Genomic DNA, 24989 nt, shown 5'->3' with positions numbered 1-24989 from the left:
AACGGTGGCATCCCCATGTACCGTAAGAGCCACGAGAGATGCCTGACGTCATCGGGGCCCGCCTTCGGGCTGCCCCGCATTCTGTGCGAGGGGGTCGAGCCATGGGGCGCGGCCGTGCTAAGGCCAAGCAGACAAAGGTGGCCCGGGAGTTGAAGTACCACTCCCCGAACACCGACCTCACCGCCTTGCAGCGCGAACTGGCGGGTGCTGGTAAGTCTGAGCACCACTTCGACGACGACTCTAAAGAGTTCGTCGACGACGATGATGAGGATCACGCGGACGACGATCCGGATCCCTGGGTCCGTCCGGCCCGCTGACCTCTCGACGCAGCTGAGCACGCGGTGATACCCGCGTGCTCACGCACGTCCCGTGCAGGTTCAGCTGCCGACGATCAGGGGCCTGACCCGACCGGAGTTATTCCGGCCGCTCGACAGGCCCCTGTTCACGGCTCCCGTCAGCGCGGGCGGTTGTTCCAGTTGTAGAAGGTCGGGATGTTCTCGAAGTGGTTCCAGGCGCAGACCGCGCTGGCACCATCGCCGCCCGACACCTCCGAGCGCAGCCGCCTGGCGTCCTCAGCCTCCTGTAGCAGCGCGACGAGCGCAGGGGCCGCCTCCCGCACCCGCTCGTTGACTCCGTCATCCGCCTCGCGCTCAGGCCGCCGGTTACTGGTGCTCTCGGGCATGCTCCAACACTCCATCCAATAGGCGGATCTTGCTGTTTCGGCAGTGCTCGGTCTCCGTACCGTCAAAACGCCCCAGCTCGAAGTAGCGGTTGGCCGCGTGGCCACCGCCACAGAAGCCGAAGTAGGGGCAGGACACCCGACAGGCCTCCACCCCGGCCAGGAACTCCCCCACCCACGGGGTCCCCGCCGCTCCGCCGAGAATCTCCGCCAGCGGAGCGTGCAGGACGTTGCCGCTGCTGAAATCGCCGTAGCGCGGGTCGGTGAAGCCCGCCAACTCCGGGGACAGCACGGTCACCGAGCCGTCGTGACCGATGGTCGGGATCGGGTCCAGTTGGCGGGGCAGCACCCCGTCAGCCGAGTTGTCGAGCACCGCCGCGGCGTAGCGCAACGTCCACTCGACCTCGCGGAGGTGGATCCGGGGGTCACGGCGCCACGCCGCGACCAGCTCCGCCCAGAACGCGGTCACCGCCGAGGAGTCATGGCGGTTGTCCCGGGTGTTGACCCCCTCGGTCTCCTCGATGTTGATGCCCAGTACATCGCAGCCCAGTTCGAGGAAGTAGTCGTACAGCTCGGTGGCGAGCCCCGGGCCCGGCTGGGACACCACGGCCAGGGCGGAGAAGGGCAGACCATGACGGCGCAGTGCCGCGACGCCGCGCAGGATCCGGTCGTACGCCGGCTGGCCGCCCCGGTTGACCCGGTCGCCGTTGCGGGCCCGCGGCCCGTCGACGCTCACGCTCACCCGCATCTCGTGCCGGGCGAAGAAGTCACACCAGTCGTCGTCGATCAGCGTGGCGTTGGTCTGCACGTGATGCTCGACCTCGGGGTCGAACGGCGCCATCAGGTCGGCCAGGTGCTCCCGGCCGGCCGCCAACGGCTCGCCGCCGTGCCACACCACGGAGAACCGGCCGGCCGCCGCCCACGGGTTGACCGCCGCCGCCACCGCCTCGGCCACCGCCACCGGCATCCGCTGGTCGGTGGCACGAAACGGCAGGTAGCAGTACGCGCAGTCGAGGTTGCAGAGGGTGGTGGGCTGCATGACGACGTACGACGGGACGGTGGAAAGACCCCGCATCCCGCTGAACGACTGTCCCCGAGCAGCCATCGCCCTCCTCCGCCAAGCCTGAGCCCTTCAGGCTAGGCGGCATAGGCCACTCGGGTGAAGCCCTGATCAGGTGCCCGTACGATCACCGGAACATGATCATCCTCGGGTGTGCTGACCAACCATCTGCACGTTGCCGGTGCCCTCAATGATCTCGCCGGCCTGCCAGGCCTCGACCCCACGGCCGGTCAGCGTGGCCAGCGCCCGGTCAGCGTCCTCGGCCGACACGATCGCGAACATGCCGACGCCCATGTTGAAGGTCGACTCCATGTCCTGGTCGTCGATCCGACCCTTCGACTGGATCAGGTCGAAGATCGGCTGCGGCTTCCAGGTGGAACGGTTGACCACAGCGTCGACGTGCTCGGGCAGCACCCGGACCAGGTTGCCGGGGATGCCGCCACCGGTGATGTGGGACAGCGCCCGCACCTCCGCCTCGGCGATCAGCTTGAGGCAGTCCTTGGCGTAGATCTTGGTCGGGGTGAGCAGCTCCTCACCGAGGGTCCGTTGCCGACCGAAGTCGTCGATCACGATGTCCAGGCGCATCCGGGCCGCGCCGAGCAGCACGTGCCGGACCAGCGAGTAGCCGTTGGAGTGCAGACCGGAGGAGCGCATGGCGATCACCACGTCGCCCACCTCGACCCGGTCCGGGCTGAGGATGTCGGCCTCCTCGACCACGCCGACACCGGTCGCGGAGATGTCGTACTCGTCCGGGCGCAGCACACCGGGGTGCTCGGCGGTCTCCCCGCCCAGCAACGCGCAGCCGGCGTAACGGCAGCCGTCGGCGATGCCCGCCCCGATCTCGGCGACCTTGTCCGGAACGACCTCGCCGGTGGCGATGTAGTCGAGCAGGAACAGCGGCTCGGCGCCGCAGGCCACCAGGTCGTCCACGACCATGGCCACGAGGTCGATGCCGACCGTGTCGTGGATGTCCATCTGCTGAGCGATCACCAGCTTGGTGCCCACGCCATCGGTGGAGGACGCCAGGATCGGGCTCTTGTACTTCTTCGTGTCCAGCCGGAACAGGCCAGCGAACCCGCCCAAGTCACCCATCACCTCGGGCCGGCGGGTCTGGCGCACCTTCGACTTGAGCAACTCCACCGCGCGGTCGCCCGCGTCGATCGAGACCCCGGCATCGGCGTACGAGACCGAGCGTTTGCGCGCCTGACGGCCAGCGCCGGCCGTCCAGGGCTGACGGTCGCCGCCGGCGCCGGTCGGGCTGCTTCCTGCGCCGTTGCGCTCGGACACGTGCGTCACGGTTCTCCCCTTTGGTTCTCGGTGCCGCGCCGGCGGTGGCCGGGCCGCGCCGGTTGGTGCTACGGGCGGTTTGCGGTAACGCCACCCGGAGTGGCGACGAACGAGCCGTTGGTGTGCGGGGCTTCCAGCGCCGAGTTGGCGACCCGTCGGCCCACCCCTTCGAGCACGTGCTTGCCGATCAGGTTGCCGGCCGGCAGCTCGATCGGGTACTCCCCATCGAAACACGCCCGACACAGCCTGGTCTTCGGCTGCTCGGTCGCGGCGATCAGGCCAGGAAGCGAGACGTAACCCAGCGTGTCGGCGCCGATGGAGCGCCGGATGCCGTCGTTGTCCAACCCGTTGGCCAGCAGTTCCGCCCGGGTGGCGAAGTCGATGCCGTAGAAACACGGCCAGCTGACCGGCGGTGAGGAGATCCGGACGTGCACCTCCAGCGCCCCCGCCTCACGCAACATCCGCACGATGGCGCGCTGGGTGTTGCCGCGCACGATCGAGTCGTCCACGACCACCAACCGCTTGCCCCGAACGTTCTCCCGCAGCGGGTTGAGCTTGAGCCGGATGCCGAGCTGACGCAGGGTCTGCGACGGCTGGATGAAGGTGCGCCCCACGTACGGGTTCTTCATCAGGCCGGCGCCGTAGGTGATGCCGGAGGCCTCCGCGTAGCCGATCGCGGCCGGGGTGCCCGACTCGGGCACCGGGATCACCAGGTCGGCCTCGACCGGGTGCTCCTTGGCCAACTGCCGGCCGATCTGCACCCGCGCCGAGTGGACGTTGCGCCCGGCGATCGTGGCGTCCGGGCGGGCAATGTAGACGTACTCGAAGAGACAGCCCTTCGGCTCCGGCGCGGCGAACCGCGTGGAGCGCAGGCCGTTCTCGTCGATCGCGATCAGCTCGCCCGGCTCGACCTCGCGCACCACGCTGGCACCGACGATGTCCAGTGCGGCGGTCTCACTGGCCACCACCCAGCCGCGCTCCAGGCGGCCGAGCACCAGCGGGCGGACGCCGTGCGGATCGCGGGCCGCGTAGAGGGTCGACTCGTCCATGAAGACGAAGCTGAACGCGCCACGCAACTGCGGCAGCACCTCCAGTGCGGCCGCCTCGACCGACAGATCCGGTCGGCTGGCGAGCAGCATCGTCACCAGGGACGTGTCGTTGGTCGAACCGTCCGCGACGAGGCCGCGCTCGGCGACCTCCTTCTCCAGCTCGGCGGTGTTGACCAGGTTGCCGTTGTGAGCCAGCGCGATGGTCGTGCCGGAGGTGGTCGACCGGATCGTCGGCTGGGCGTTCTCCCAGTTCGACGCGCCGGTGGTGGAGTAGCGGGCGTGCCCGATGGCCAGATGGCCACGCAGGCTCGCCAGGGTGGGCTCGTCGAAGACCTGGGCCACCAGCCCGAGATCCTTGTAGACCACCACGCCGGAGCCATCGCTCACCGCGATGCCCGCCGCCTCCTGGCCGCGGTGCTGCAGGGCGTAGAGGCCGAAGTAGGTCAGATTGGCAACCTCTTCGCCGGGGGCCCAGACGCCGAAGACGCCACAGGCATCCTGGGGGCCAGGTCGTTGGGGGTCAAGGTCGTGGCTCAGCCGGCCGTCGCCTCGGGGCACCTACCGCTCCCTCATGCTGGTCTGGACCGGCCGGGCGGGATCACGGGCGGATCCACACTTCTCTGCCGGGACCACTGTCGTCGCCTGACAGTGTACGCGAATCGCCGTCAATACAGATAGTCACGATTCCTGCGCAGGCCGTCACCGTGAGTGGGACTCTGAGATAATTAGAGGGGCAGATACGCCGAGAGATCCGCGCGGACACCGCTCATCTGGACGCGACCTTCGGCGACCGCCTCGACCCAGCCGATCCTCCCGGTCGCCAACCGCAACCAGGTGTCGGGAGCCATCTCGACGACGTTTGGTGGGTTTCCCCTGGTGTGTCGAGGTCCGGGTACGCACTGGATCGCCCCGTATGGTGGGACGCGCACCTCCACCGATCGGCCGGGGGCGCGCTCCGCGAGGACGGCCAACAACGACCGGACCGCCTCTCGGAACACCGGCCGTTCGGGCGTACGCCCCTCGTCAAGCGCCAACAACGCCGCCGTCACGGCAGCGGACTTACTGTGCGGAGAGGACACGACGGGACGATACGACCCGCAGGCCAACTACCTGACGCTGGCCCTGGGTCGCGCCGATCCGGTCGGACAAGGCATAGTTGCCGACGGCGTATCTGAACCGTGATGATCCCCGGCCCGGCGCCCCGCCGGTCAGAGGGAAGTCAGCCCGGAAGGCGGTGGACGTGTCAACACACCGACGTGCCTGGAACCAGCGGGCCGGTGTGGTCGTAGCGCTGGTTGCCGGCGCTCTGCTCGCCGTCCCCGCCACACCAGCCATGGCCGCAGATGTCGAAGTTTCCCCCGGCTCCGTCACCGTAAACGCCGGAAGCGACGCCACGGTGACCGTGCGCGTCACTCCCGGTGACAACGACCGGAAGGCGAAGATCGGCCTGTCCGGTCTGCCGTCGGGCGTCAGCTGCGCCAGCGGCTGCGGCGACGTCGATTTCCCCGGTCTGGGCAACCCCCAAGCCAGGTCGGTGCTGGTCAGGATCGCGGCCAACGACAACGCCGGCGACGCGACAGCGACCGTCACGGTGGCTGTCGAGGCCGATTCGGGCCCGGACACCGCCACCGTCGCGCTGACGGTCAAGGGCAAGGCCGCGCCGCCGTCGACGCCGCAGAACCAGACCGTGCGGTCGGTCTCCGGCAAGGTGGTCAAGAGGGCCAACAGCGAGCCGGTGCCTAACGCCATCGTGATCCTTCAGGACAGCACCGGCAAGCGGTTCGACACCGTCAGCAACGGAAGCGGCGACTTTAGAATCACTGGAACCGCCGGCAATCCGATCGCTCCGGGACGGCTCGACCTTGGTGCCAGTTTCGACAACATCAATGCCACCAAGAGTTTGAACGCGAACGCGGGACAGTCTGTTACCGGGCAGCGCATCAGCCTGGATATCAAGGTCGAAGTGACGCCCAGCGCCACCCCATCTGCTACCGCCGAGGCCACTCCCACCGAGGAGGCGACCGACGAGGGCGCCGAGGAGCAGGCCTCCGAGGACGCCAGCCCAGGTGCCGCGGCGAACGCCTCGAACAACGAGGACAGCGGCGGCGGCATGGGCTCGTACCTGATCATTCTGCTCGGCGGTCTTCTGGTGGCCGCCGGCGTCGGCACCATCGTGCTGCTCTGGATGAAGCGCAGGGAGAACGGCGACGACGACGACGCCCCTGCGGCGGCTGGCGGCGGCGGTCCGGTCCCACCTGCGCGGGGCGGTTTCCGTGGCGCCGAAGAGACGCGGGTGGTCGGCGGACGGCCCGGCGGCGGGGCGGACCCGACCATGATCGGTGGCGCGGCGCTGAGCGATGCGCCGACGATGATGCACCGCCCGGTGGTCGACGACGTTCCGCCGGACCCGTACGCCGCGCCTGCACAGGCGTACGGCGGCGCGGGCCAGCAGGGCTGGGGCGGCGCCGGTTACGGCGACGAGCCGGCACCGGGTGGCTACGGTGCCGGCGGCTACGGCAACGCACCCGCCTCTGGCGGCGGCTACGGCACTCCCGCGGGCCCCGAGGGCGGCTACGGCGCTGGCGCGGCCGGTGACGGCTACGGCGCCGCGCCCGGCTCCGGCGCTGGCTATGGCGGCGCACCGGCCTACGGCAACGCTCCGGCCTCCGGTGGCGGCTACGGCAGCCGTGACTACACCGCGCCGGCCGGGACCGCCGCCTACCCGCCGGCTCCCGCTGGCGGAGCGGCCTACGGCGAGCGGTACGACGAGCCGACCGGCCGGTACACCGGCGACAACACCCAGTACCCGGCTCCGGCCGACCCGTACGCGACCGGCGTCTACCAGCCCGAGCAGGGGCAGGGCTACGGCCAGCCGGACCCGGCCCCGTACGGCGGCGGCCGGGCTGCGGAGCCAGCAGGCGGCTACGGCCAGCAGACCAGCGCGTACGACCAGGGCGGCTACGGCCAGCAAGCCGGCGGCTACGAGCAGCGCGGCGGCTACGGGCAGGAAGCCCCGCAGCAGCGCGGCGGCGACTACGACAACCGGGGCTACGACCAGGGCGGCTACGGCAGCAGCCAGCAGGCCGGCGGTTACGAGCAGGGTGGTGGCTACGGTCAGGAGCCCCCGCAGCCCGGCGGCTACGACAACCGGGGCTACGACCAGCAGGGCGGGCGGGCCCGGCCGGACACCCCGCCGCCGACCGAGCGGGGCGGCCGACGCCTCGACTGGCTGGACGACTGACCGGGACTCCTCCGTCCGGCCTCGAACGACGAGAGCGGCTGCCCGAACCGGGCAGCCGCTCTTTTCTGCGTCCGGGGGCGGCACCTCGCCGTAAGGCCGATTACAGGGGAGCCTGGGCCCGAGGTCCCAGTGGGAGCGATTCATTTGGATCTGTCGTTGGCTGGATGAGTCTTACCTGGGATAACTGTCTCAAGATCGTCATCCGGCCGCTGCTGCGGCTGCGGCTGCCGGCGCTCGCGATCATCGCGGCGGTTGGCCTGTTCGTCGAATGGGCCTACTGGTTCTTCGTGCAGGATCTGATCGACCCGAAGCAGTACTGGATCCGGCTCTCCTGGTTCCTTCGCTTCCCGCCGGTCCGATTCGTCGAATTCCTGCTGGGAATGATCGCCGCCGCTGCGCTCCTGCGCGGATGGCGGCCGAAACTCAACCTGTGGCTCGCCCTGTCGACGGTGCCCGCCTCGGTGCTGCTGCTGTGGTGGGGTGCACAGCAGAGCTGGTGGGGCGCGCACTGGTCGCAGCAGGGCCTGGTGCCGGCCTGCGTAGTCGTGGTGCTCGCGGCAGCGATCCGCGACATCTCCGGGCGCCCCTCGATCTTCCGGAGCAAACCTCTCGTCGCCCTCGGCGCCTGGTCCTACGCCTTCTACCTGGTCCACCTGTCGGTCATCCACTGGCTGATGGGCACTGTGAAGTCCAGCCCCGCGAGCTGGACGAAGCTCAAGGTCCTGCTGATCTGGACGGTGATGGGCATCGCCCTGGCGTGGGCCTGCTACCGCTGGGTCGAACACCCGGTGGAGAGATTCCTACGCAATCTCTACCCGCGCCGCGTGCCGCCCGCGCCGCAGGATCCGCCCGCGCCGCCCGTGGCGCAGGAACCGCAGGAGTTGGCAATGGTGTCCGAACAGCCCACCGAAATCGTCCTCACCGGGCACGGTGTACGGAGCCAGGAATTCGAACCCGGCGTCTACCGCAGCACCGGTGGTTTCGACGTCCGATGAACCGACACCGGGCCGGGTACCTCCGGTTCGGCTGGGCGGATGCCGCCCCCCGGTCGTGCCGCACCTGCCCAGGGACCGCTTCGTCAGGCGGGAACTGGTGACTGGCGTGGGCTCTCGCTCTCCTGTCGTCGTTGCTCCGGACTGGCGGCGATTGTCGTCCGTGGGTGCGGTCCCGGCCGTCCCCCGCTGACCGGCGTCGTGCTCTAGTCTCGGCGCTGCCGATCGGAGGGTGGCAATGGCTGACGACACGGGCGACAACAAGGCTCGTAGACGGCGGGCCCTATGGTTGGCCGGGTCGTCCGTGGTGGTGTTGGTGGTGCTGGCCGGGGCGGTCCTGTCCCTGGGCGCCTATCACCGCCGCCAGCGATCAGGTGCGTTCCCGGCCGGCACCTGCTTCCAGGTATTCGGCGAAACGGGCATCGCCACGACTGACGGACTGCGCGAGGTGAGTGGCCGGGTGAAGGTGGTCAACTGCGCAAGTGCTCACGATGCCGAAGTCACCCGGACCGTTCACCGTCCTTCGGACTGCGCCGCGGACGGTGCGTGGCTGGAAACTCTCGACCAGATCCGCTGCGTCACCTTCACCACCACCGTCGGACACCCAGCGTCACCGTCGTGATCGACCCGCTGTCTCCCGCAGATCTGGACGGCTGGGAGCCCTCGTTGATGGGAACGAACGTGTCCTATCCCCGTGCTCTAATCCCGTCATGCGTGTCGTCGTCACAGGTGCACTCGTACGGGACGGTGCAATCCTGCTGGTCCATCGCAGGCCGACCAAACGGGCGTACCCAGATGTCTGGGACCTGCCCGGCGGGCTGGTCGAAGCGGGTGAATCGGAACTACAAGCCCTCGCACGTGAGATGCACGAGGAGCTCGGTGTTCAGATTGTGGCGGAGTCCGCTTCACGCGTGGGCGTCGTGCATGACGGCAGTGGCGAGGACGCCGTTCACGTGGGTGTCTGGCAAATTGGCGACTGGGTCGGCTCTCCCACCAACAGTGCACCTGAGGAGCATGACGACATTGCCTGGTTCAGGATCAGCGAGCTGGGTGGCCTCCCCCTCGCGCACGGCGTCCTGGCAGCAATGGTTCGTTCTCTGCCGGAATTCGACTGCGTCCGCACGCACTCAGCTGTCACCGACTGTAACCACAGTCATGGTGGAGCCAAGGCCGGCTGCCGTGCGTGTGCCGAGGTGGCTTCATAAGCATCCCCAGGTCGTCTGCCCAGTCGATCCGCGCGGCCAAAGCGGCCGAGGGACAACGTCCCGGAAATGGTGCGCCGCATGATCGGGCGTTACCACCCGAGGTGGCGACGCCCGGCGAGCGATCTTGACTTAGTCGTGTCCGGAACGTGGTCGGTTCGGTGTCGGCGATCAATACCGTCGCGAATATGACCTCGTCACCGTCAGCGCCGGGTCCCGAAATGATGCCACCCTTGTCGCCAAGCGAAATGATGCCACCCTCGCCGCGCAGCGGAGGCAGCGGTGGTTGGTCGAGCGGCACCCAAGTCGGTCTCGTGATCGGCATCGTCGTCACCTTGGTGATCTGCGCGCTTCCAGTGACCGGATTCTTTCTGTATTGGTTCGCGGGGCCGGACATCGACGATGCCAAGGCGGTCGCCGGGCAATACTTCGACCGGGTCGAAGCGGGTGACGACGCCGGGGCATACCAGTTGCTCTGCGCCGACGCCCAGAAGGCTATGACTCAAGACGCCTTCGTCGCCAAGCTCAAGGACGGCTTCCGGCCCGTCGATCACGCCGTCCTCGGCGGGGCGTTCGCGGACGAACCCGGCTATGAGGCGCGGATCGACGTGCGGCTCGTCGGGGCGAACGGTGCGACCCGCGAGGTCGACCTCTCCCTGGAGGGCCGGAACGGAGATCCCTGGCGGGTCTGCGGAGACACATTCATCTGAGCCGCCCGCCCACCATCCGCACCGTCTGCCGCCGCCCCACCTCCTGAAAGTTGGCCGCCCGGCCCGCCACGTCAAGCGGGCCTTGGCGCACCCGGCATGCATCAACCGCTGCACCACGTTCGAAGCCGTGGCTCACTGTCAGGGAGGTTGTACCGCCCGAGAAGCATGGCCACCATCGCCCCGCCCTGCAGGATGTTGCTACCCAACAGCGTTGCGAGCGTTCGTTGCTGGACCAGCGTGGGGTCGTCGAATTCCGCAGTGTCCGGCACCGGCTCAGGGAACGCGGCATCCAGCAGGGCCCTCAGCAGCGTGACGTTGTCCGTGGTGGGGTCAGCAGCAGCCGCCCTCTCGGCCAGCACATCGATGCGATCGCCGGCGACGTCCGGATTCAGGTCGGCAATCGTCAGGGCCGCCAAGCTGGCCATGTCACCTTCGAGAAAGGGCCAGTGGGGAACGGGTTCGACAGCCCAGAAGAGGCACGAGTAGAGATCCCTGACCAGGGACCGGTCCGGGCGCCGCAACATCCGCGACAGGCCCAACACCGCCGACCAGCGCTCCACAAGGTCAGCGCTGTCTCGGCGAGTTGAAAGCGCGCCAACGAGTGCTTCACTGCCGTCAGGGCAACTCAGACCAGCCGCAACGCAGGCAGTTGCCGCGACGACCGGTTCCGGCTCCCGCCGGATCAGGTCAGCCAACGTTGGGCCGAGCAAGCCCTCTTCCTCGGGGAACCAGGCGAGCAGACGAGCGGCGTACAGACGGACCGCAGCCTCGGACGCCTCCAGCGCAGCTACGTAGACAGGAACCCCGGACCGCACAGCGTCATATGCCTCACGAACCCTCTCCGTCGAAGGCCTGACTTGGGAATACCAGGTCCGCACCGACAACGGCGACACCGACGACCAAAAATCCGCCTGGTCACCCATCAGAACCGCGACAGCCAACCCGACGGCACCCCCCGGACCCACCGGAATCATCACCCAGCCCACCGCCACCGGCTTCACCATCACCTGGGGCGTACCCACCAACCCGAGCGCCATCGAACGCTACGAAGTCCTCTTCTGGGACCAGGACACCCCCAACGCCATCCTCTCCAGCACCGGCATCAAAGGCTTCTCCGCCCGCATCGACGGCCTCAACCCCAACCACCGCTACCTCATCTCGGTAGCCAGCTGGAACACCACCGGCTCCGGCGTCCCCAGCCCCGCACGCCCCATCAGGGTCGGCACCACAACCCCCACCGCACCCACCGGCCTACAAATCAACCCCCTCGACGCCAACACCGTCCAACTCACCTGGACCAAAAACGACACAGCCGCCGGCTACCGCGTCTGGACCCGCGACTTCACCAACGGCAGCCCCCTGACCCCAAGCGAAGAAACATTCACCGAACCCACCCACGGCATCGCCTACCTAACCTCAGGCTTCTGGAACTACGAATACTGCGTCACCTCCATCAACGGCACCCTCGAATCAGCCCGAACCACCTGCCAAACACCCAAACGACCAACCGGCAACTAACCACCAACTAACCAACCAAAAACTGAGCCCCAGAACCGTGGTAACGGTTCCGGGGCTCAGCCCATTCAATGCCTAGGCGGCGGAGAAGACGCCCTGGCTCAGCACCGGGACCACTGTCGACACACCCACCTGGACGGCGACGTCCACGTCCTCGGCGAAACCACTCTCGGTCAGCTCGCGTCCGGAGACGCTGCCGCGTACCGCGGCGGGCAGATCCGGGGTGCTGGCCAGGGCGGCGAGCGCCATGGCCGCCTCCACGGACAGCCCACCCGGCACGCCGGAGAGGGCGTCCAGCACCGAGGCGGCGCCGAGTTGGTCCTCCACCGACGGTCGCAGCGAGCCGTCCGGCCACTGCTCCCCCGAGGCGATCACACCGATTGGGGCGTCGACTGTGCCGTACCCCTGGCGGCGCAGCCAACGCCCGACGGCCGGTGCGTTGCGCAGACACGCCGCGACCACCGGCAGGCCTGTGGCGCTGGCGGCGGCGCTGATGGCGGAGCCGTTGGGTGAGGGCAGGACCAGGTCCGCCACCACCGGCGCGGTGCTCAGTGCGGCGGGCGACAGCGACCACGGATGCTCCGCGCTCACCCGCCGCCGCCCCACCGCAGCAGTCGCGCCGACCCGCACCGCGTAGTCCGCGGCCTGTTCACCCCAGGGGAACGGGTGCACCCGCATGCCACGGGCGACCGCCACCTCCACCGAGGTGGTGAACGACAGGACGTCCACCACCACCAGTGCCGCGCAGACCCGTCCGAGCTCGGCCGCCCCGGTCAGCCCCCAGTCGAACCGGGCACCGGAACCAGGTTGGCCGTGGACGGCGGCCGCCAACGCCTCAGCGCTCGTCAGGCGACGGCTCGGCGACACCGGGGTCAGACTCGGCGGCGGTGCCCGGCTGCTCCGACTCGATCGGCTCGACGGCACCGGTCTGCGGGACCGGCCCGAACGAGGCGATCGGCTCGGAGACCACCTCCGCGGGATCGACCGGCTCGGCCTCCGCGACCGGCAGCGGGACGGCCTCGACCGCACCCGCCACGCCGGCGGCCGGCGCGGGCACCTCGACGGCGGCGGCACCCCCGAAGAGGCGCGGCAGCGTCTCGGTGTGCGCGGTACGCAGCTCGTCCAGGCTGATCCGGAACTGGCCGTGCACCTCCAGCGCGCCGCCGGACGGGTCGGTGACACCGATCAGCTCGAACGGCACCCCCCGCTCGGCGCAGAGCGCCGCGAACGCCTTGTCGTGGCCCCGCGGTACCGAGACCAACGCCCGGGTGGCGGACTCGCTGAACAGGTAGACGAACGGCATCGAGCCCTCGGCGAACTGCTCCGGCACCGCGACCCGTGCACCGACGCCACGCCGCAGGCAGGACTCGACCAGGCTCTGGGCGAGACCACCATCGGAGAGGTCGTGCGCGGAGGCCAGGTGACCGACCCGGGCCGCCTCGGCCAGCAGTTCGGCGAGCGCCTTCTCCCGGGCGAGGTTGACCTGCGGCGGGATGCCACCGAGGTGCTCGTGCGTCACCCAGGCCCACTCCGAGCCGGACAGCTCCACGTTCGTCTCGCCGAGCAGGTAGAGCTGGTCGTGGTCGCCACCGGCGCGCGGCACGAAGCCCATCGGCACCCGGTTGGCGACGTTGTCCAGCACGCCCAGCACCCCGACCACAGGGGTCGGGTGGATGGCCGCCGCGCCGGTCTGGTTGTAGAAGCTGACGTTGCCGCCGGTCACCGGGATGCCCAGCTCCAGGCAGCCGTCCGCGAGGCCGCGGACGGCCTCGGCGAACTGCCACATGACGCCCGGGTCCTCCGGGGAGCCGAAGTTGAGGCAGTCGGTGACGGCGATCGGCTTCGCGCCGGTCACCGCCACGTTCCGGTACGCCTCGGCCAGGGCCAGCTTGGTGCCGTTGTACGGGTCGAGCCTGGCGTACCGGCCGTTGCCGTCAACCGACAGGGCCACACCCAACCCGGTCCGCTCGTCGATCCGGATAACGCCGCCGTCCTCCGGCTGGGCGAGCACTGTGTTGCCCAGCACGTAGCGGTCGTACTGCTCGGTGACCCAGGTCTTGTCGGCGAGGTTCGGCGACGCGATCATGCGCAGCACGGTCTCCCGCAGCGCCTCCGGGTCGGCCGGCCGGGGCAGCGTCTCGGCCCGGTCGGCCTGGAGCAGGATCAGGTCGGCCGGCTCACGCATCGGCCGGGCGTAGACCGGACCATCGTCGACCAGCGAACCCGGCGGCACGTCGACGACCAGGTGGTCCTGCCAGGTGATCAGCAGTCGACCCGGGCTGCCGTCCGGCTCCGGTGCGGTGACCTCACCGATCGCGGTGGCGAGAACGCCCCACTTCTCGCAGGTCTTGAGCACCGCGTCGAGCTTCTCCGGCTCGACGACCAGCAGCATCCGCTCCTGCGACTCGCTGGCCAGGATCTCGTGCGGGTCCATCGAGGGCTCGCGCAGCGGCACCCGCTCCAGCCAGACCCGCATGCCGGTGCCGGCCGCGGCGGCGGTCTCGGTGAGCGCGCAGGTCAGGCCGGCGCCGCCGAGGTCCTGAATGCCGACGACCAGTTGGCCGTCGTACAGCTCAAGGCACGCCTCGATCAGCAGCTTCTCGATGAACGGGTCGCCGACCTGCACGGCGGGTCGACGTGCCTCGCTGCCCTCGTCGAAGGTCGCGCTGGCCAGCACCGACACGCCGCCGATGCCGTCGCGGCCGGTCTTGGCGCCCATCAGGACGACAACGTTGCCCGGGCCGGCGGCGGCCTTGTTCTGCAGCCGCTCGACCGGCAACACGCCCAGGCAGAGCGCGTTGAGCAGCGGGTTGCCCTGGTAGGAGGGGTCGAAAACCAGCTCACCACCGATGTTGGGCAGACCGAGGCAATTGCCGTAGCCGCCGACGCCGGCAACCACGCCGGTGAGCACGCGGGCGGTGTCCGGGTGGTCCGCGGCACCGAAGCGCAGCGGGTCCATCACCGCGATAGGGCGGGCGCCCATGGCGAGGATGTCCCGGACGATGCCGCCGACGCCGGTGGCCGCACCCTGGTACGGCTCGACGAAGCTGGGGTGGTTGTGCGACTCGACCTTGAAGGTCACCGCCAGCTCGTCGGAGATCTGCACGACACCGGCGTTCTCACCGATGCCGGCGAGCATCCGGTCGCTGGGCGGGGCCTTCTCGCCGAACTGGCGCAGGTGCACCTTGCTCGACTTGTAGGAGCAGTGCTCGCTCCACATGATCGAGTACATCGCGAGCTCGGACTGCGTGGGCCGGCGGCCGAGGATCTGCCGGATCCGGTCGTACTCGTCGTCGCGCAGACCAAGCTCGGTGTACGGCTGAAGCTCGCCCGGGGTGCCGTCGGCGCGCGGAACGGTGTCCACGCCCTCGGTCCAGACGGCGGGAGCCGGCTGGGCGGGGGCGGTGGCCGGTGCCACGGGCTGCGCCAGGCTGGGCTCCGCCGGCTGCGACGGAGCGGAGTACGCCTCCGGTGTGTCGCGTACCGGGTCCGGATGGGTGGTCATGACCTCTCCTCGCTGCGCTCGTGCCCGCCAGACCGGCGGTTGAGCAGACCGATGATCGTGTCGCCGGTCACGCCGGCGCCCCCACCAGGTGCTTGAGGACCGACGTGAAGAACCCGAGGCCGTCCAGCGAAGGACCGGTGAGCGCCTCCACCGCGTGCTCGGGGTGCGGCATGATGCCCACCACGTTGCCGGCGGCGTTGGTGATCGCGGCGATGTCGCGCATCGACCCGTTGGGGTTGCCGCCGACGTAGCGGGCGACCACCCGACCCTCGGCTTCGAGCTGGTCCAGCGTCGCGGTGTCCGCGACGTAGCAGCCCTCGCCGTTCTTGACCGGGATGAGCACCTCCTGGCCGGGCTGGAACGCGTTGGTCCACGCGGTGCCGGCCGACTCGATGCGCAGGACCTGGTCCCGGTTACGGAAGTGCAGGTGCTGGTTGCGGGTGAGCGCGCCGGGCAGCAGGTGCGCCTCGCACAGGATCTGGAAGCCGTTGCAGATGCCGAGCACCGGCAGACCGCCCTGGGCGGCGTCCACGATCGTCTCCATCACCGGGGCGAACCGGGCGATGGCGCCGCAGCGCAGGTAGTCACCGTAGGAGAAGCCACCGGGCAGCACGACCGCATCGACGCCGTGCAGCTGCGGGTCGCCGTGCCAGAGCCGGACCGGCTCAGCGCCGGCGATCCGGACCGCTCGGGCCGCATCCCCGTCGTCGAGCGAGCCAGGGAAGGTGACCACACCGACCCGGGCGGTCACGAGCGGGCGTCCGCGGTCTCGTCGGCCTCGACCAGGCGGACCGTGAAGTCCTCGATGACCGGGTTGGCGAGCAGCTTGTCGGCAATCTCCCGAGCGCGGTCCAGGTCCGGTTCTCCGGTGAACTCGATCTCGATCCGCCTGCCGATCCGAACCGAGGCGACGTCACCGACGCCGAGCCGGGGCAGCGCGTTTGCGACGGCCTGGCCCTGCGGATCGAGGATCTCGGGCTTGAGCATGACGTCGACGACGACGCGAGGCACTGGGCACTCCTGACTGTGTACGCAGTTGGGTGCCGACCCACAACGGGCGAGCGCAGCCAGCGTACCTGGCAGATACGGCCACGGACGCACCGGCCGGCTGCAGTTCAAGCAGTGATCAACATTACTGGCGCTCTGAGCGGCTCCACAGGCGGGGCAGGTGGCCTCAGCAGGGCATATACGGCGCAACGGGAGGCCGAATCGTTACATCGGCGATCCTCGATCAGGTCCTTGATAACGGTCGGCCCGGGCCCTACTGTACATCGACATAGGTCGATCCAGGCGGCAGAGGGGACCTCCCGCTGTCGCCCATCCACACCCGGCGACCCCGGGTCCGCCCCACCCAAGGAGTCCACCCGATGCGCATCCGCCCCCTGCTCGCCGTACTCAGCATCGCGCTGGTCGGCGCCCTCGGCACCGCGTCCGGCGCGTCCGCCGCCCCGCCCGGCCCGCAACCCATCATCGGCGGCACCACCGTCTCGTCCGCCCCCTGGGCGGCGGCGGTCATGAGCAACGGCTCGTTCACCTGCTCCGGCAGCGTGATCTCCCCGCAATGGGTGCTCACCGCCCGGCACTGCATCAGCGGCACCATGTCCGTCCGGGTCGGCAGCGTGTACCGCTCCTCCGGCGGCGTCACCCGTACGGTCAGCGCCACCTACACCCGCAACGACCTCGCCCTCATGCGACTCTCCAGCACCGTCAGCACCTCGACGGTCAGCCTGGCCAGCAGCAACCCGCCCCTCAACTCGACGAACTCGATCTACGGCTGGGGCATGACCTGCTACAGCGGCTGCTCCGCGTCGAGCCAGCTGAAGACCGCCACCGTGCGGGTGACCAGCAACAGCGTCACCGACGCGTACGGCGGGCAGGCGATCCGGAGCACCGAGATCAGCGGCAACGCGTGGCGGGGCGACTCGGGTGGCCCGCAGTTCTACAACGGCCAGCAGGTCGGCGTCGCCTCCACCGCCGACGGGCAGAGCATCCAGAACTACGGCAGCGTTGCGTACAACCGGGCCTGGATCACCTCGGTGGCCGGTGTCTGACGGTTAACGCCCGCTGCGGCGCGGATGGTCGGCGGCGTGCCGGCCGTCCGCGCCGCGTCGTTTTGCAGCATCCGATCAGGTGAACAATGCACCCGATCGGGTCACGCCACTCCTGACAGCATCGGAAACGTGCTGGTCGTGACGACAGAGCAACTGCCCGGCTACGAGATCCGCCAGATTCTCGGTGAGGTGGTGTCATCGATGGCCAGGACGCGCAACCCGTACCGCGAGGGGGTCAAGAACCTGCGCGGTGGCGCGTACGACCCGATGGCTCCGGACAACCTGACCCGGTGGCGCACCGACTCGGTGGCCCGGCTCGGCGAGGAGGCCCTGCGGCTTGGCGCGAACGCGGTGATCGGCATGCGGTTCGACAGCCGGGACTGCGGTGAGATGTGGATGGAGATCTGTGCGTACGGGACGGCCGTGGTCGTCGTGCCCAAGATGCCCGAGGTCATGCCGGCCGACCAGCCGGTGGTCGCCGCGGAGACCGCCGAACCCGCGGGCTTCACGGGGTCGCCCGGCGGCATCGCCGAACCGGCCAGCGCACCCAACCTCAGAACCGCCGCCGAAACCCCAACTGGCGAATAACCCCACCCCACCGACCCCACCCACACCGCCCACGCACCCCATGCGGTTGATCAAGAGATTTCCGTCAAGTAGGAGATCAAAGTTGACGCAAACCTCTTGATCACCGGGGCTGGGTGGGGTTGGGGGGTGGGGTGGGGTGGGGTTAGAGGATGGGGGGCGGGCTGTAGGTGGCGGCTTCCGGGTGGGTTTCGACCACCTTGGTGATGCGGCTGGTTACCGCTGCCACCTGGGCGGCGGCGGCGCCGACGAAGGCGGAGCGGTCGGCGACCAGGGTGTCGATGTCGGCGCGGGACAGGCCGAGTCGGCCGTCCGCCGCCAGGCGGTCGAACAGGTCGTTCTCCGGCGAGCCCTTCTCACGCATCGCCAGGGCCACAGCGACCGCGTGCTCCTTGATCACCTCGTGCGCGACCTCGCGGCCGACGCCACGCCGGACCGCCGCCACCAGGATCTTCGTGGTGGCCAGGAACGGCAGGAACCGCTCCAGCTCCCGGTTGATCACCGCCGGGTACGCGCCGAACTCGTCGAGCACGGTGAGGAACGTCTGGAACAGCCCGTCGGCGGCGAAGAACGCGTCCGGCAGGGCCACCCGGCGGACCACCGAGCACGACACGTCGCCCTCGTTCCACTGGTCGCCGGCCAGCTCGCCGACCATCGACAGGTAACCCCGGATGATCACCGCGAAGCCGTTCACCCGCTCCGACGAGCGGGTGTTCATCTTGTGCGGCATCGCGCTGGAGCCGACCTGGCCCGGCTTGAAGCCCTCGGTCGCCAGCTCCTGACCGACCATCAGTCGGATCGTGGTGGCCAGCGACGACGGCGCGGCGGCGGTCTGGGCCAGTGCGGCCAGCACGTCGAAGTCCAGTGAGCGGGGGTAGACCTGCCCGACGCTGTTCAGTACGCGGGAGAAGCCCAGGTGCTCGGCGACGCGCCGCTCCAGCTCGGCCACCTTGTCGGCGTCGCCGTCGAAGAGGTCCAGCTGGTCGGCGGCCGTGCCGACCGGGCCCTTGATCCCCCGCAGCGGGTAGCGGGCGATCAGGTCCTCCAGCCGCTCGTACGCGATCAGCAGCTCCTCCGCCGCCGACGCGAAGCGCTTGCCCAGCGTGGTGGCCTGCGCGGCCACGTTGTGGGAACGGCCGGTCATGACCAGGTCGGTGTGCTCGTACGCGAGGAAGGCGAGCCGGGCCAGGGTGGCCACGACGCGGTCCCGGATCAGCTCCAGCGAGGCGCGCACCTGGAGCTGCTCGACGTTCTCGGTGAGATCCCGCGAGGTCATGCCCTTGTGCACGTGCTCGTGCCCGGCGAGCGCGCTGAACTCCTCGATCCGGGCCTTCACGTCATGCCGGGTGACCCGCTCCCGCTCCGCGATCGAGGCGAGGTCGACCTGGTCGAGCACCCGCTCGTACGCCTCGACCACACCGTCCGGCACGGCGACGCCCAGATCCCGCTGGGCGCGCAGCACGGCGAGCCAGAGCCGCCGCTCCATCCGGACCTTCTCCTCCGGAGACCAGAGGGCGACCAATTCGGGCGAGGCGTACCGGTTGGCCAGCACGTTGGGGATCGTCGTCACGTACCTCATTGTCCCGCACCCACCGGTCGACACCTGGACCGGGCCGGGCTGTCCGGGGCTGCCGCCCTCAACGCTCCAGGATGGCGGTCACACCCTGACCACCGGCCGCGCAGATGGAGATCAGCCCGCGTCCGCTGCCCCGCTCGGCCAGCAGCTTGGCCAGGGTCGCCACGATCCGCCCGCCGGTGGCGGCGAACGGGTGTCCGGCGGCCAGCGACGAGCCGTTGACGTTGAGCCGGGCGGTGTCGATCGCGCCCAGCGGCGCGTCCAGGCCGAGCCTGTCCTTGCAGAACTCCGGCGACTCCCAGGCGGCGAGGGTGGCCAGCACCTGGGACGCGAACGCCTCGTGGATCTCGTAGTAGTCGAAATCCTGCAACGTCAGCCCGGCGCGGGCCAGCATCCGGGGCACCGCGTACGCGGGGGCCATCAACAGCCCCTCGTCGCCGTGCACGAAGTCCACAGCGGCCGTCTCCGACCAGCTGAACCAGGCCAGCACCGGCAGGTTGTGCGCGGCCGCCCACTCCTCACTGGCGAGCAGCACTGTGGATGCGCCGTCGGTGAGCGGCGACGAGTTGCCGGCGGTCATGGTGGCCTGCTCGGCGTCCGGGCCGCGGGTGCCGAAGACCGGCTTGAGCGAGCCGAGCTTCTCCACGCTGGTGTCCGGGCGCAGGTTCGCGTCGCGGGTCAGCCCCAGGTACGGCGTCATCAGGTCGTCGAAGAAACCCCTGTCGTACGCGGCGGCGAGCCGCTGGTGCGAACGCAGGGCCAGCTCGTCCTGGGATCGCCTGTCGATCTGCCAGCGCACCGCGGTGCGGGCGGCGTGGTCGCCCATGGACAGGCCGGTGCGGGGTTCGGCGTTGCGCGGGATCTCCGGCTTGAACGGCTGGAGTGGGCGCAGCTTCGCCGCGACCTTGAGCCGTTCGCCCAGCGTGCGGGCCGAGTTGAGCTTGAGCAGCGTGCGGCGCATCTCCTCGTTGACCGCGAGCGGCGCGTCGGAGGTGGTGTCGACACCGCCGGCGATGCCCACGTCGAGTTGACCGAGGGCGATCTTGTTGGCGACGAGGATCGCCGCCTCCAGGCCGGTGCCGCAGGCCTGCTGGATGTCGTACGCCGGGGTGTGCGGGTCGAGCCGGGAGCCGAGGACCACCTCGCGGGTGAGGTTGAAGTCGCGGGAGTGCTTGAGCACCGCGCCGGTCACCACCTCACCGACGCGCTGCCCGGCCAGCCCGTACCGGGCGATCAGGCCGTCCAGCGCTGCGCCGAGCAGGTCGGCGTTCGACGCGTCCGCGTAGCGCGAGTTGGAACGGGCAAAGGGGATGCGGTTGCCCCCGATGACCGCGACCCGCCGAATGCTCTGCACGATCCGCCTCCTCGACATGTGTTGCTCGAACCCTACTCGCCAGTAGGCTACGCCCATGACCGACAGGTACGCGAGCTTCGTCCAATCGACTGCCGGCCGCACGCTGGTCAAGCGCCTCGGGCTGCCCGACCCGCCCCGACTGCGCCGGCACTCTCCCGGCGACCCGCTGCTGCCCGGGCCGGCCCTGCTCGGCGCGGCCACCGGCGGCCGGCTCGCCGAGCCGGTCGGCAGGATCCTGACCGCCGCCGGGGTCGAGCTGGCCGACCCGGCCGCCGACACCGCCCCCGGCGACAACCCGCGGCGGTACGGCGCACTGCTCTTCGACGCCACCGGGATCACCGATTCGACCGAGCTGCGCCAGCTCTACGACTTCTTCCACCCACAGGCCCGGGCCGTGCTGCCCGGCGGCCGGGTGATCGTGCTGGGCACACCACCGCAGGAGTGCCCGACGCCCCGCGAGGCGACCGCCCAGCGCGCCCTGGAAGGTCTGGTGCGCAGCATCGGCAAGGAGTTCGGCCGGGGCACGACCGCCCAACTCGTCTACGTGACCCGCGCTGAGAACGGCGTTCTCACCAGCCTCGAGTCGACGCTCCGGTTCCTGCTGTCCGGGCGGTCCGCGTACGTCTCGGGTCAGGTGATCCGGGTCGGCGCCGGCGAGGCGACCGCCCCGGCCGACTGGGACCGCCCACTGGACGGGCAGGTCGTGCTGGTCACCGGCGCCGCCCGGGGCATCGGCGCGGCGCTGGCCCGGGTGCTCGCCCGCGACGGCGCACAGGTGGTGGCACTGGACATCCCGGCCGCCGGTGACGCGCTGGCCGCGGTGGCGAACGACATCGGCGGTACGGCGGTGCAACTCGACCTGACCGCACCGGACGCTCCGACCCGGCTCGCCGATCACCTGGCCGGCCGACACGGCCGGGTCGACGTGGTGGTGCACAACGCCGGCATCACCCGGGACAAGACGCTCGGCCGGATGGACGCCGACCGGTGGGACCAGGTCATCGACGTCAACCTCTCCAGCCAGGAGCGCATCAACGACGTGCTGTTGGAGCGGGGGCTCATCCCGACCGGCGGGCGCATCGTCTCGGTCTCGTCGATCGCGGGGATCGCCGGCAACCGGGGGCAGACCAACTACGCCACCAGCAAGGCCGGCGTGATCGGCCTGGTCGACTCGCTCGCCCCGGCTCTGCGGGAGCGGGGGATCAGCGTCAACGCGGTGGCCCCGGGCTTCATCGAGACCCGGCTGACCGCGCGTATCCCGCTGGTGGTCCGCGAGGCGGGCCGGCGGATGAACAGCCTGGCCCAGGGCGGGCTTCCGGTGGACGTGGCGGAGACGATCGGCTGGTTGGCCTGGCCGGCCAGCGGTGCGGTCAGCGGAAACGTGGTCCGGGTCTGCGGCCAGAGCCTGCTGGGGGCGTGATGGGCACTCGGAGGCAGCCGGACGACGACCTCTCCCTGCACGAGCTGATCGACGGCCCGACGGAGACACTGTCGGCGGAGATGCGGGCCTCGGCACTCCGGCCGGAGCCCGCCGGCCGCGACCGGGTCGAACTGCCTCGGATGCCGGCGGCCGGAGCGCTCTACCGTCGGGCGTTGCTCGGCGCGCTGCCCGGCCTGGGCGGCGGGCGGCGCGGCCCCGGCGTGCCGGGCGTCGAGTTGGCAGTGGGCGGGGTGAGCGTCGACCGGGCGCACCTGGCCGCCTACGACCGGGTCTGCGGGTTCCGGCTCACCGATCGTCTGCCGGGCACGTTTCCGCACGTCATGGGCTTCCCGCTGACCCTGCGGCTGATGACCGCGCCGGACTTTCCCTTTCCACTGATCGGTCTGGTGCACATCGGCAACCGGATCACCGTGCACCGCCCGATCACCGCCGACGAGACCCTCGACTTCACGACGTACGCGGAGAACCTGCGCCCGCACGACCGGGGGCGGCAGGCGGACGTGGTGCTGGTCGGCTCGGTCGCCGGCGAGAAGGTCTGGGAGGGTGTCTCGACGTACCTGGGTCGGGAGCGCAAGCCTGGCGGGGGCGACCGGAGTGGACGCACCGAGCCGCCGGCCGGCACGTCCCGCTGGCGGGTGGAGCCCCGGGTCGGCACGGAGTACGCGCGGGTGTCCGGGGACCACAACCCGATCCACACGTCCCGGCTCGGGGCGCGGCTCTTCGGCTTCCACCGGCCGATCGCGCACGGCATGTGGAGCAAGGCGCGCTGCCTGGCCGCACTGGAGAACCGGCTGCCGGACGCCTACACCGTCGAGGTCGCCTTCAAGCTTCCCGTCCCGCTTCCGAGCACCGTGAGCTTCGCTCTCCTGCCGGACGGCGGGTTCGCCCTGCACGACTCGCGCGGCCGACCGCACCTGGCGGGTCTGGTGCGCTGATGGGCACCCCTCTTGGCAGGGGCGCTCGCATGCGCTAGGTTGTTCTCACAGCGAGATGTTCTCAGAATGAGAGAGACGCGATGAACGAGCAGGAGTTCCTGGCCGCGTACGACCCCCGGGCCTATCCGTCGGTCGCGGTGACCGTCGACGTGGTGGCGCTGACCATCCGCGACGACGCGCTGCACCTGCTGCTGATCCGGCGCGGCCAGGCACCCTTCGAGGGGCACTGGGCGCTGCCCGGTGGGTTCGTCCACCCCGACGAAGACCTGACCGCTGGCGCCCGACGCGAGCTGGCCGAGGAGACCGGGCTCGGCGGCGAGGGGCTGCGCCGCGTACACCTGGAGCAGTTGGGCAGCTACGGCGCGCCCGACCGCGACCCGCGGATGCGGGTCGTCTCGATCGCCCACCTCGCGTTCGCCCCCGACCTGCCGGACCCGGCCGCCGGCACCGACGCCGACGAGGCGATCTGGCTGCCGGTGACCGCGCTGACCAGCCGGCAGCTCGCCTTCGACCACGGCCGGATCATCGACGACGCGCTGGAACGGGCCCGGTCCAAGCTGGAATACACGCCGCTCGCCACACGCTTCCTCGCCGCCGAGTTCACGATCAGCGAGCTGCGCGCCGTCTACGAGACGGTCTGGGGTCACCCGCTGCACGCCGGCAACTTCCACCGCAAGGTGCTCTCCGTGCCGGGCTTCGTGGAGAGCACCGGCGCCAGCACCGAGCGCGGTGGCGCCCGCGGCGGCCCCCGCGCCCGGCTCTACCGCGCCGGCGACGCCCGACTGCTGCACCCGGCTCTGCTGCGCCCCGCCCGCGAGGAGACGGTGCGATGAGGACGGCGGCGGCCATCGACCTGGTCACGGCGGCCCGCACCGACGCCGACCTGTTCGGCACGGACCAGCCGGCCCGGCGTTACCGCGAGCTGGTCGCGGCCCTGCACCCCGACCGCCTGCCGGCCGACCCGGCGGTACGCGCCGAGGCAGTCGACGCGTTCATCCACGTCACCACCCGGTGGCAGGCCCGGCAGGTCACCGTTCTCGGCGACTACCGGCTCCGCGCGCCGGCCCACTCGGGTGACCTGGCCGACCTCTACGACGTCGGCGCCGACCGGCTGCTCAAGCTCCCCCGGCGGCCCACCGACAACGACCTGATGGCCCGTGAGGCACACGCCCTGCACACCATCGCCGAGCGCGGCGACCCGCGCTACCTGCCGTACGTGCCCCGGCTCGTCGACGAGTTCCCGCACCGCGACGCCGCGACCGGCGCCGAACGGCGGATCAACGTGCTCGCCACCGCGCCCGGCCTGCACGACCTCGGCGAGGTACGGCGCGCGTACCCCGACGGGTTGGACGCCCGGGACGTGGCCTGGATGTGGCGGCGGCTGCTGGTGGCGCTCGGCCTGGCCCACAGCGCCGGCATCGTGCACGGCGCGGTCCTGCCGCGACACGTGCTGATCGAGCCGGAGGCCCACGGCGTGGTGCTCATCGACTGGTGCTTCTCCGCACCGATCGGCGGCACGATCCCGGCGATGGTGCCCGGCCAGGAGGACTGGTATCCGCCCGAGGTTTTCCAGAAGCGGCAGTGCGGACCGGGCACCGACATCTGGATGGCCACCCGCTGCATGACCTCGCTGTTCAACCGCCACGCGCCCCGCGAGCTGCTCGACTTCGCCCAGGACTGCCGGCACCGCTTCCTCGCCGACCGGCCCGACGACGCCTGGCGCCTGCTGCGCGAATTCGACCAGGTGCTGGACCGGCTCTACGGGCCACGCACCTTCCGACCCTTCACCCTCACCCCCTAAGGAGCT

At 70.3% G+C, this 24989-nt stretch carries 25 protein-coding genes; 13 read left to right on the top strand and 12 right to left on the bottom strand.

What is annotated here, in order from left to right:
- Positions 1–101: 101 nt before the first annotated feature.
- Positions 102–317 (top strand): DUF3073 domain-containing protein, encoded by a 216-nt coding sequence (locus tag FBZ33_RS32045; protein WP_088950951.1) that lies wholly within the window; start codon positions 102–104, stop codon positions 315–317.
- Positions 318–454: 137 nt separating this feature from the next.
- On the opposite strand, the gene amcA is transcribed toward FBZ33_RS32045, so the two are convergent.
- The 5 genes from amcA to FBZ33_RS32020 form a co-directional block, all read right to left on the bottom strand.
- Complete coding sequence (gene amcA / locus FBZ33_RS32040; RefSeq protein WP_088950950.1) at positions 455–682, bottom strand: multiple cyclophane-containing RiPP AmcA; 228 nt, start codon at positions 680–682, stop codon at positions 455–457.
- Positions 663–1754: a cyclophane-forming radical SAM peptide maturase AmcB gene (gene amcB, locus FBZ33_RS32035; RefSeq protein ID WP_305069805.1), complete on the bottom strand. Its 1092-nt coding sequence runs from the start codon at positions 1752–1754 to the stop codon at positions 663–665. The genes amcA and amcB overlap by 20 nt, the downstream gene beginning before the upstream one ends.
- A gap of 126 nt (positions 1755–1880) precedes the next feature.
- Positions 1881–3035, bottom strand: coding sequence for a phosphoribosylformylglycinamidine cyclo-ligase (gene purM / locus FBZ33_RS32030; RefSeq protein ID WP_141912148.1), 1155 nt, complete (start codon positions 3033–3035; stop codon positions 1881–1883).
- A 59-nt stretch (positions 3036–3094) separates the two neighbouring features.
- Positions 3095–4633, bottom strand: a complete 1539-nt coding sequence (purF, locus tag FBZ33_RS32025; RefSeq protein WP_141912146.1) for an amidophosphoribosyltransferase — start codon at positions 4631–4633, stop codon at positions 3095–3097.
- Between the two features lie 167 nt (positions 4634–4800).
- Entirely contained in the window at positions 4801–5124 is a 324-nt protein-coding gene (locus FBZ33_RS32020) for a sterol carrier family protein (protein ID WP_099849700.1), read from the bottom strand.
- 347 nt (positions 5125–5471) lie between these two features.
- Here FBZ33_RS32020 and FBZ33_RS32015 point away from each other — a divergent pair, with 347 nt between their 5' ends.
- The 5 genes from FBZ33_RS32015 to FBZ33_RS31995 all read left to right on the top strand — a co-directional run bounded on the left by FBZ33_RS32015 (position 5472) and on the right by FBZ33_RS31995 (position 10220).
- Positions 5472–7316 (top strand): hypothetical protein, encoded by a 1845-nt coding sequence (locus tag FBZ33_RS32015; RefSeq protein ID WP_255509089.1) that lies wholly within the window; start codon positions 5472–5474, stop codon positions 7314–7316.
- Between the two features lie 164 nt (positions 7317–7480).
- Complete coding sequence (locus FBZ33_RS32010) at positions 7481–8311, top strand: acyltransferase (RefSeq protein WP_141912145.1); 831 nt, start codon at positions 7481–7483, stop codon at positions 8309–8311.
- A 235-nt stretch (positions 8312–8546) separates the two neighbouring features.
- Positions 8547–8930, top strand: coding sequence for a hypothetical protein (locus tag FBZ33_RS32005; RefSeq protein WP_141912143.1), 384 nt, complete (start codon positions 8547–8549; stop codon positions 8928–8930).
- An 88-nt stretch (positions 8931–9018) separates the two neighbouring features.
- The gene (locus tag FBZ33_RS32000; protein WP_141912141.1) at positions 9019–9513 is read left to right on the top strand and encodes an NUDIX domain-containing protein; all 495 of its coding nucleotides are present in this window, start codon (positions 9019–9021) and stop codon (positions 9511–9513) included.
- Between the two features lie 311 nt (positions 9514–9824).
- The gene (locus FBZ33_RS31995) at positions 9825–10220 is read left to right on the top strand and encodes a hypothetical protein (RefSeq protein ID WP_141912140.1); all 396 of its coding nucleotides are present in this window, start codon (positions 9825–9827) and stop codon (positions 10218–10220) included.
- Between the two features lie 101 nt (positions 10221–10321).
- Here FBZ33_RS31995 and FBZ33_RS33590 read toward each other — a convergent pair whose 3' ends face one another.
- A complete protein-coding gene (locus tag FBZ33_RS33590; RefSeq protein ID WP_255509088.1) occupies positions 10322–11257 on the bottom strand; it encodes a hypothetical protein in 936 nt (311 codons plus the stop codon).
- Between FBZ33_RS33590 and FBZ33_RS33880 the strand changes: the two genes are divergently transcribed.
- Positions 11142–11738 carry a fibronectin type III domain-containing protein gene (locus FBZ33_RS33880; protein ID WP_370453117.1) on the top strand — a complete coding sequence of 199 codons (597 nt, stop codon included), beginning with the start codon at positions 11142–11144 and terminating at the stop codon, positions 11736–11738. The genes FBZ33_RS33590 and FBZ33_RS33880 overlap by 116 nt on opposite strands.
- A gap of 72 nt (positions 11739–11810) precedes the next feature.
- On the opposite strand, the gene FBZ33_RS31985 is transcribed toward FBZ33_RS33880, so the two are convergent.
- The 4 genes from FBZ33_RS31985 to purS form a co-directional block, all read right to left on the bottom strand.
- Entirely contained in the window at positions 11811–12566 is a 756-nt protein-coding gene (locus FBZ33_RS31985; RefSeq protein ID WP_141913062.1) for a 2-phosphosulfolactate phosphatase, read from the bottom strand.
- Between the two features lie 4 nt (positions 12567–12570).
- Positions 12571–15240: a phosphoribosylformylglycinamidine synthase subunit PurL gene (gene purL, locus FBZ33_RS31980; RefSeq protein ID WP_141912138.1), complete on the bottom strand. Its 2670-nt coding sequence runs from the start codon at positions 15238–15240 to the stop codon at positions 12571–12573.
- Between the two features lie 67 nt (positions 15241–15307).
- Positions 15308–15991 (bottom strand): phosphoribosylformylglycinamidine synthase subunit PurQ, encoded by a 684-nt coding sequence (gene purQ, locus FBZ33_RS31975; RefSeq protein WP_088950944.1) that lies wholly within the window; start codon positions 15989–15991, stop codon positions 15308–15310.
- Entirely contained in the window at positions 15988–16251 is a 264-nt protein-coding gene (gene purS / locus FBZ33_RS31970) for a phosphoribosylformylglycinamidine synthase subunit PurS (RefSeq protein ID WP_030491392.1), read from the bottom strand. The genes purQ and purS overlap by 4 nt, the downstream gene beginning before the upstream one ends.
- A 356-nt stretch (positions 16252–16607) precedes the next feature.
- On the opposite strand from purS, the gene FBZ33_RS31965 reads away from it, so the two are divergent.
- The gene (locus FBZ33_RS31965) at positions 16608–17291 is read left to right on the top strand and encodes a trypsin-like serine protease (RefSeq protein WP_088950943.1); all 684 of its coding nucleotides are present in this window, start codon (positions 16608–16610) and stop codon (positions 17289–17291) included.
- A gap of 24 nt (positions 17292–17315) precedes the next feature.
- Positions 17316–17879 carry a YbjQ family protein gene (locus FBZ33_RS31960; RefSeq protein WP_099849694.1) on the top strand — a complete coding sequence of 188 codons (564 nt, stop codon included), beginning with the start codon at positions 17316–17318 and terminating at the stop codon, positions 17877–17879.
- A gap of 142 nt (positions 17880–18021) precedes the next feature.
- Here FBZ33_RS31960 and purB read toward each other — a convergent pair whose 3' ends face one another.
- Together purB and FBZ33_RS31950 are read right to left on the bottom strand one after the other, a co-directional pair.
- On the bottom strand, positions 18022–19446 hold the full coding sequence (gene purB, locus FBZ33_RS31955; RefSeq protein ID WP_088952121.1) for an adenylosuccinate lyase: 1425 nt from the start codon (positions 19444–19446) through the stop codon (positions 18022–18024).
- A 67-nt stretch (positions 19447–19513) separates the two neighbouring features.
- Positions 19514–20806, bottom strand: coding sequence for an acetyl-CoA C-acetyltransferase (locus FBZ33_RS31950; protein WP_141912136.1), 1293 nt, complete (start codon positions 20804–20806; stop codon positions 19514–19516).
- A 55-nt stretch (positions 20807–20861) separates the two neighbouring features.
- On the opposite strand from FBZ33_RS31950, the gene FBZ33_RS31945 reads away from it, so the two are divergent.
- The 4 genes from FBZ33_RS31945 (at position 20862) to FBZ33_RS31930 (ending at position 24983) form a co-directional block, all read left to right on the top strand.
- A complete protein-coding gene (locus tag FBZ33_RS31945) occupies positions 20862–22226 on the top strand; it encodes a 3-oxoacyl-ACP reductase (RefSeq protein ID WP_141912135.1) in 1365 nt (454 codons plus the stop codon).
- A gap of 80 nt (positions 22227–22306) precedes the next feature.
- On the top strand, positions 22307–23182 hold the full coding sequence (locus FBZ33_RS31940; protein WP_141913060.1) for a MaoC/PaaZ C-terminal domain-containing protein: 876 nt from the start codon (positions 22307–22309) through the stop codon (positions 23180–23182).
- 80 nt (positions 23183–23262) lie between these two features.
- The gene (locus FBZ33_RS31935; RefSeq protein ID WP_141912133.1) at positions 23263–24015 is read left to right on the top strand and encodes an NUDIX domain-containing protein; all 753 of its coding nucleotides are present in this window, start codon (positions 23263–23265) and stop codon (positions 24013–24015) included.
- Positions 24012–24983, top strand: a complete 972-nt coding sequence (locus FBZ33_RS31930; RefSeq protein ID WP_141912131.1) for a serine/threonine protein kinase — start codon at positions 24012–24014, stop codon at positions 24981–24983. Before FBZ33_RS31935 ends, FBZ33_RS31930 begins: the two co-directional genes overlap by 4 nt.
- Positions 24984–24989 lie beyond the last annotated feature (6 nt).

This window comes from Micromonospora sp. A202 (genome assembly GCF_006715105.1).
Lineage (GTDB): Bacteria > Actinomycetota > Actinomycetes > Mycobacteriales > Micromonosporaceae > Micromonospora > Micromonospora zamorensis.
The sequence above is the reverse complement of the archived record's forward strand: the minus strand, read 5'-3'. Positions and strand labels throughout refer to the sequence as shown.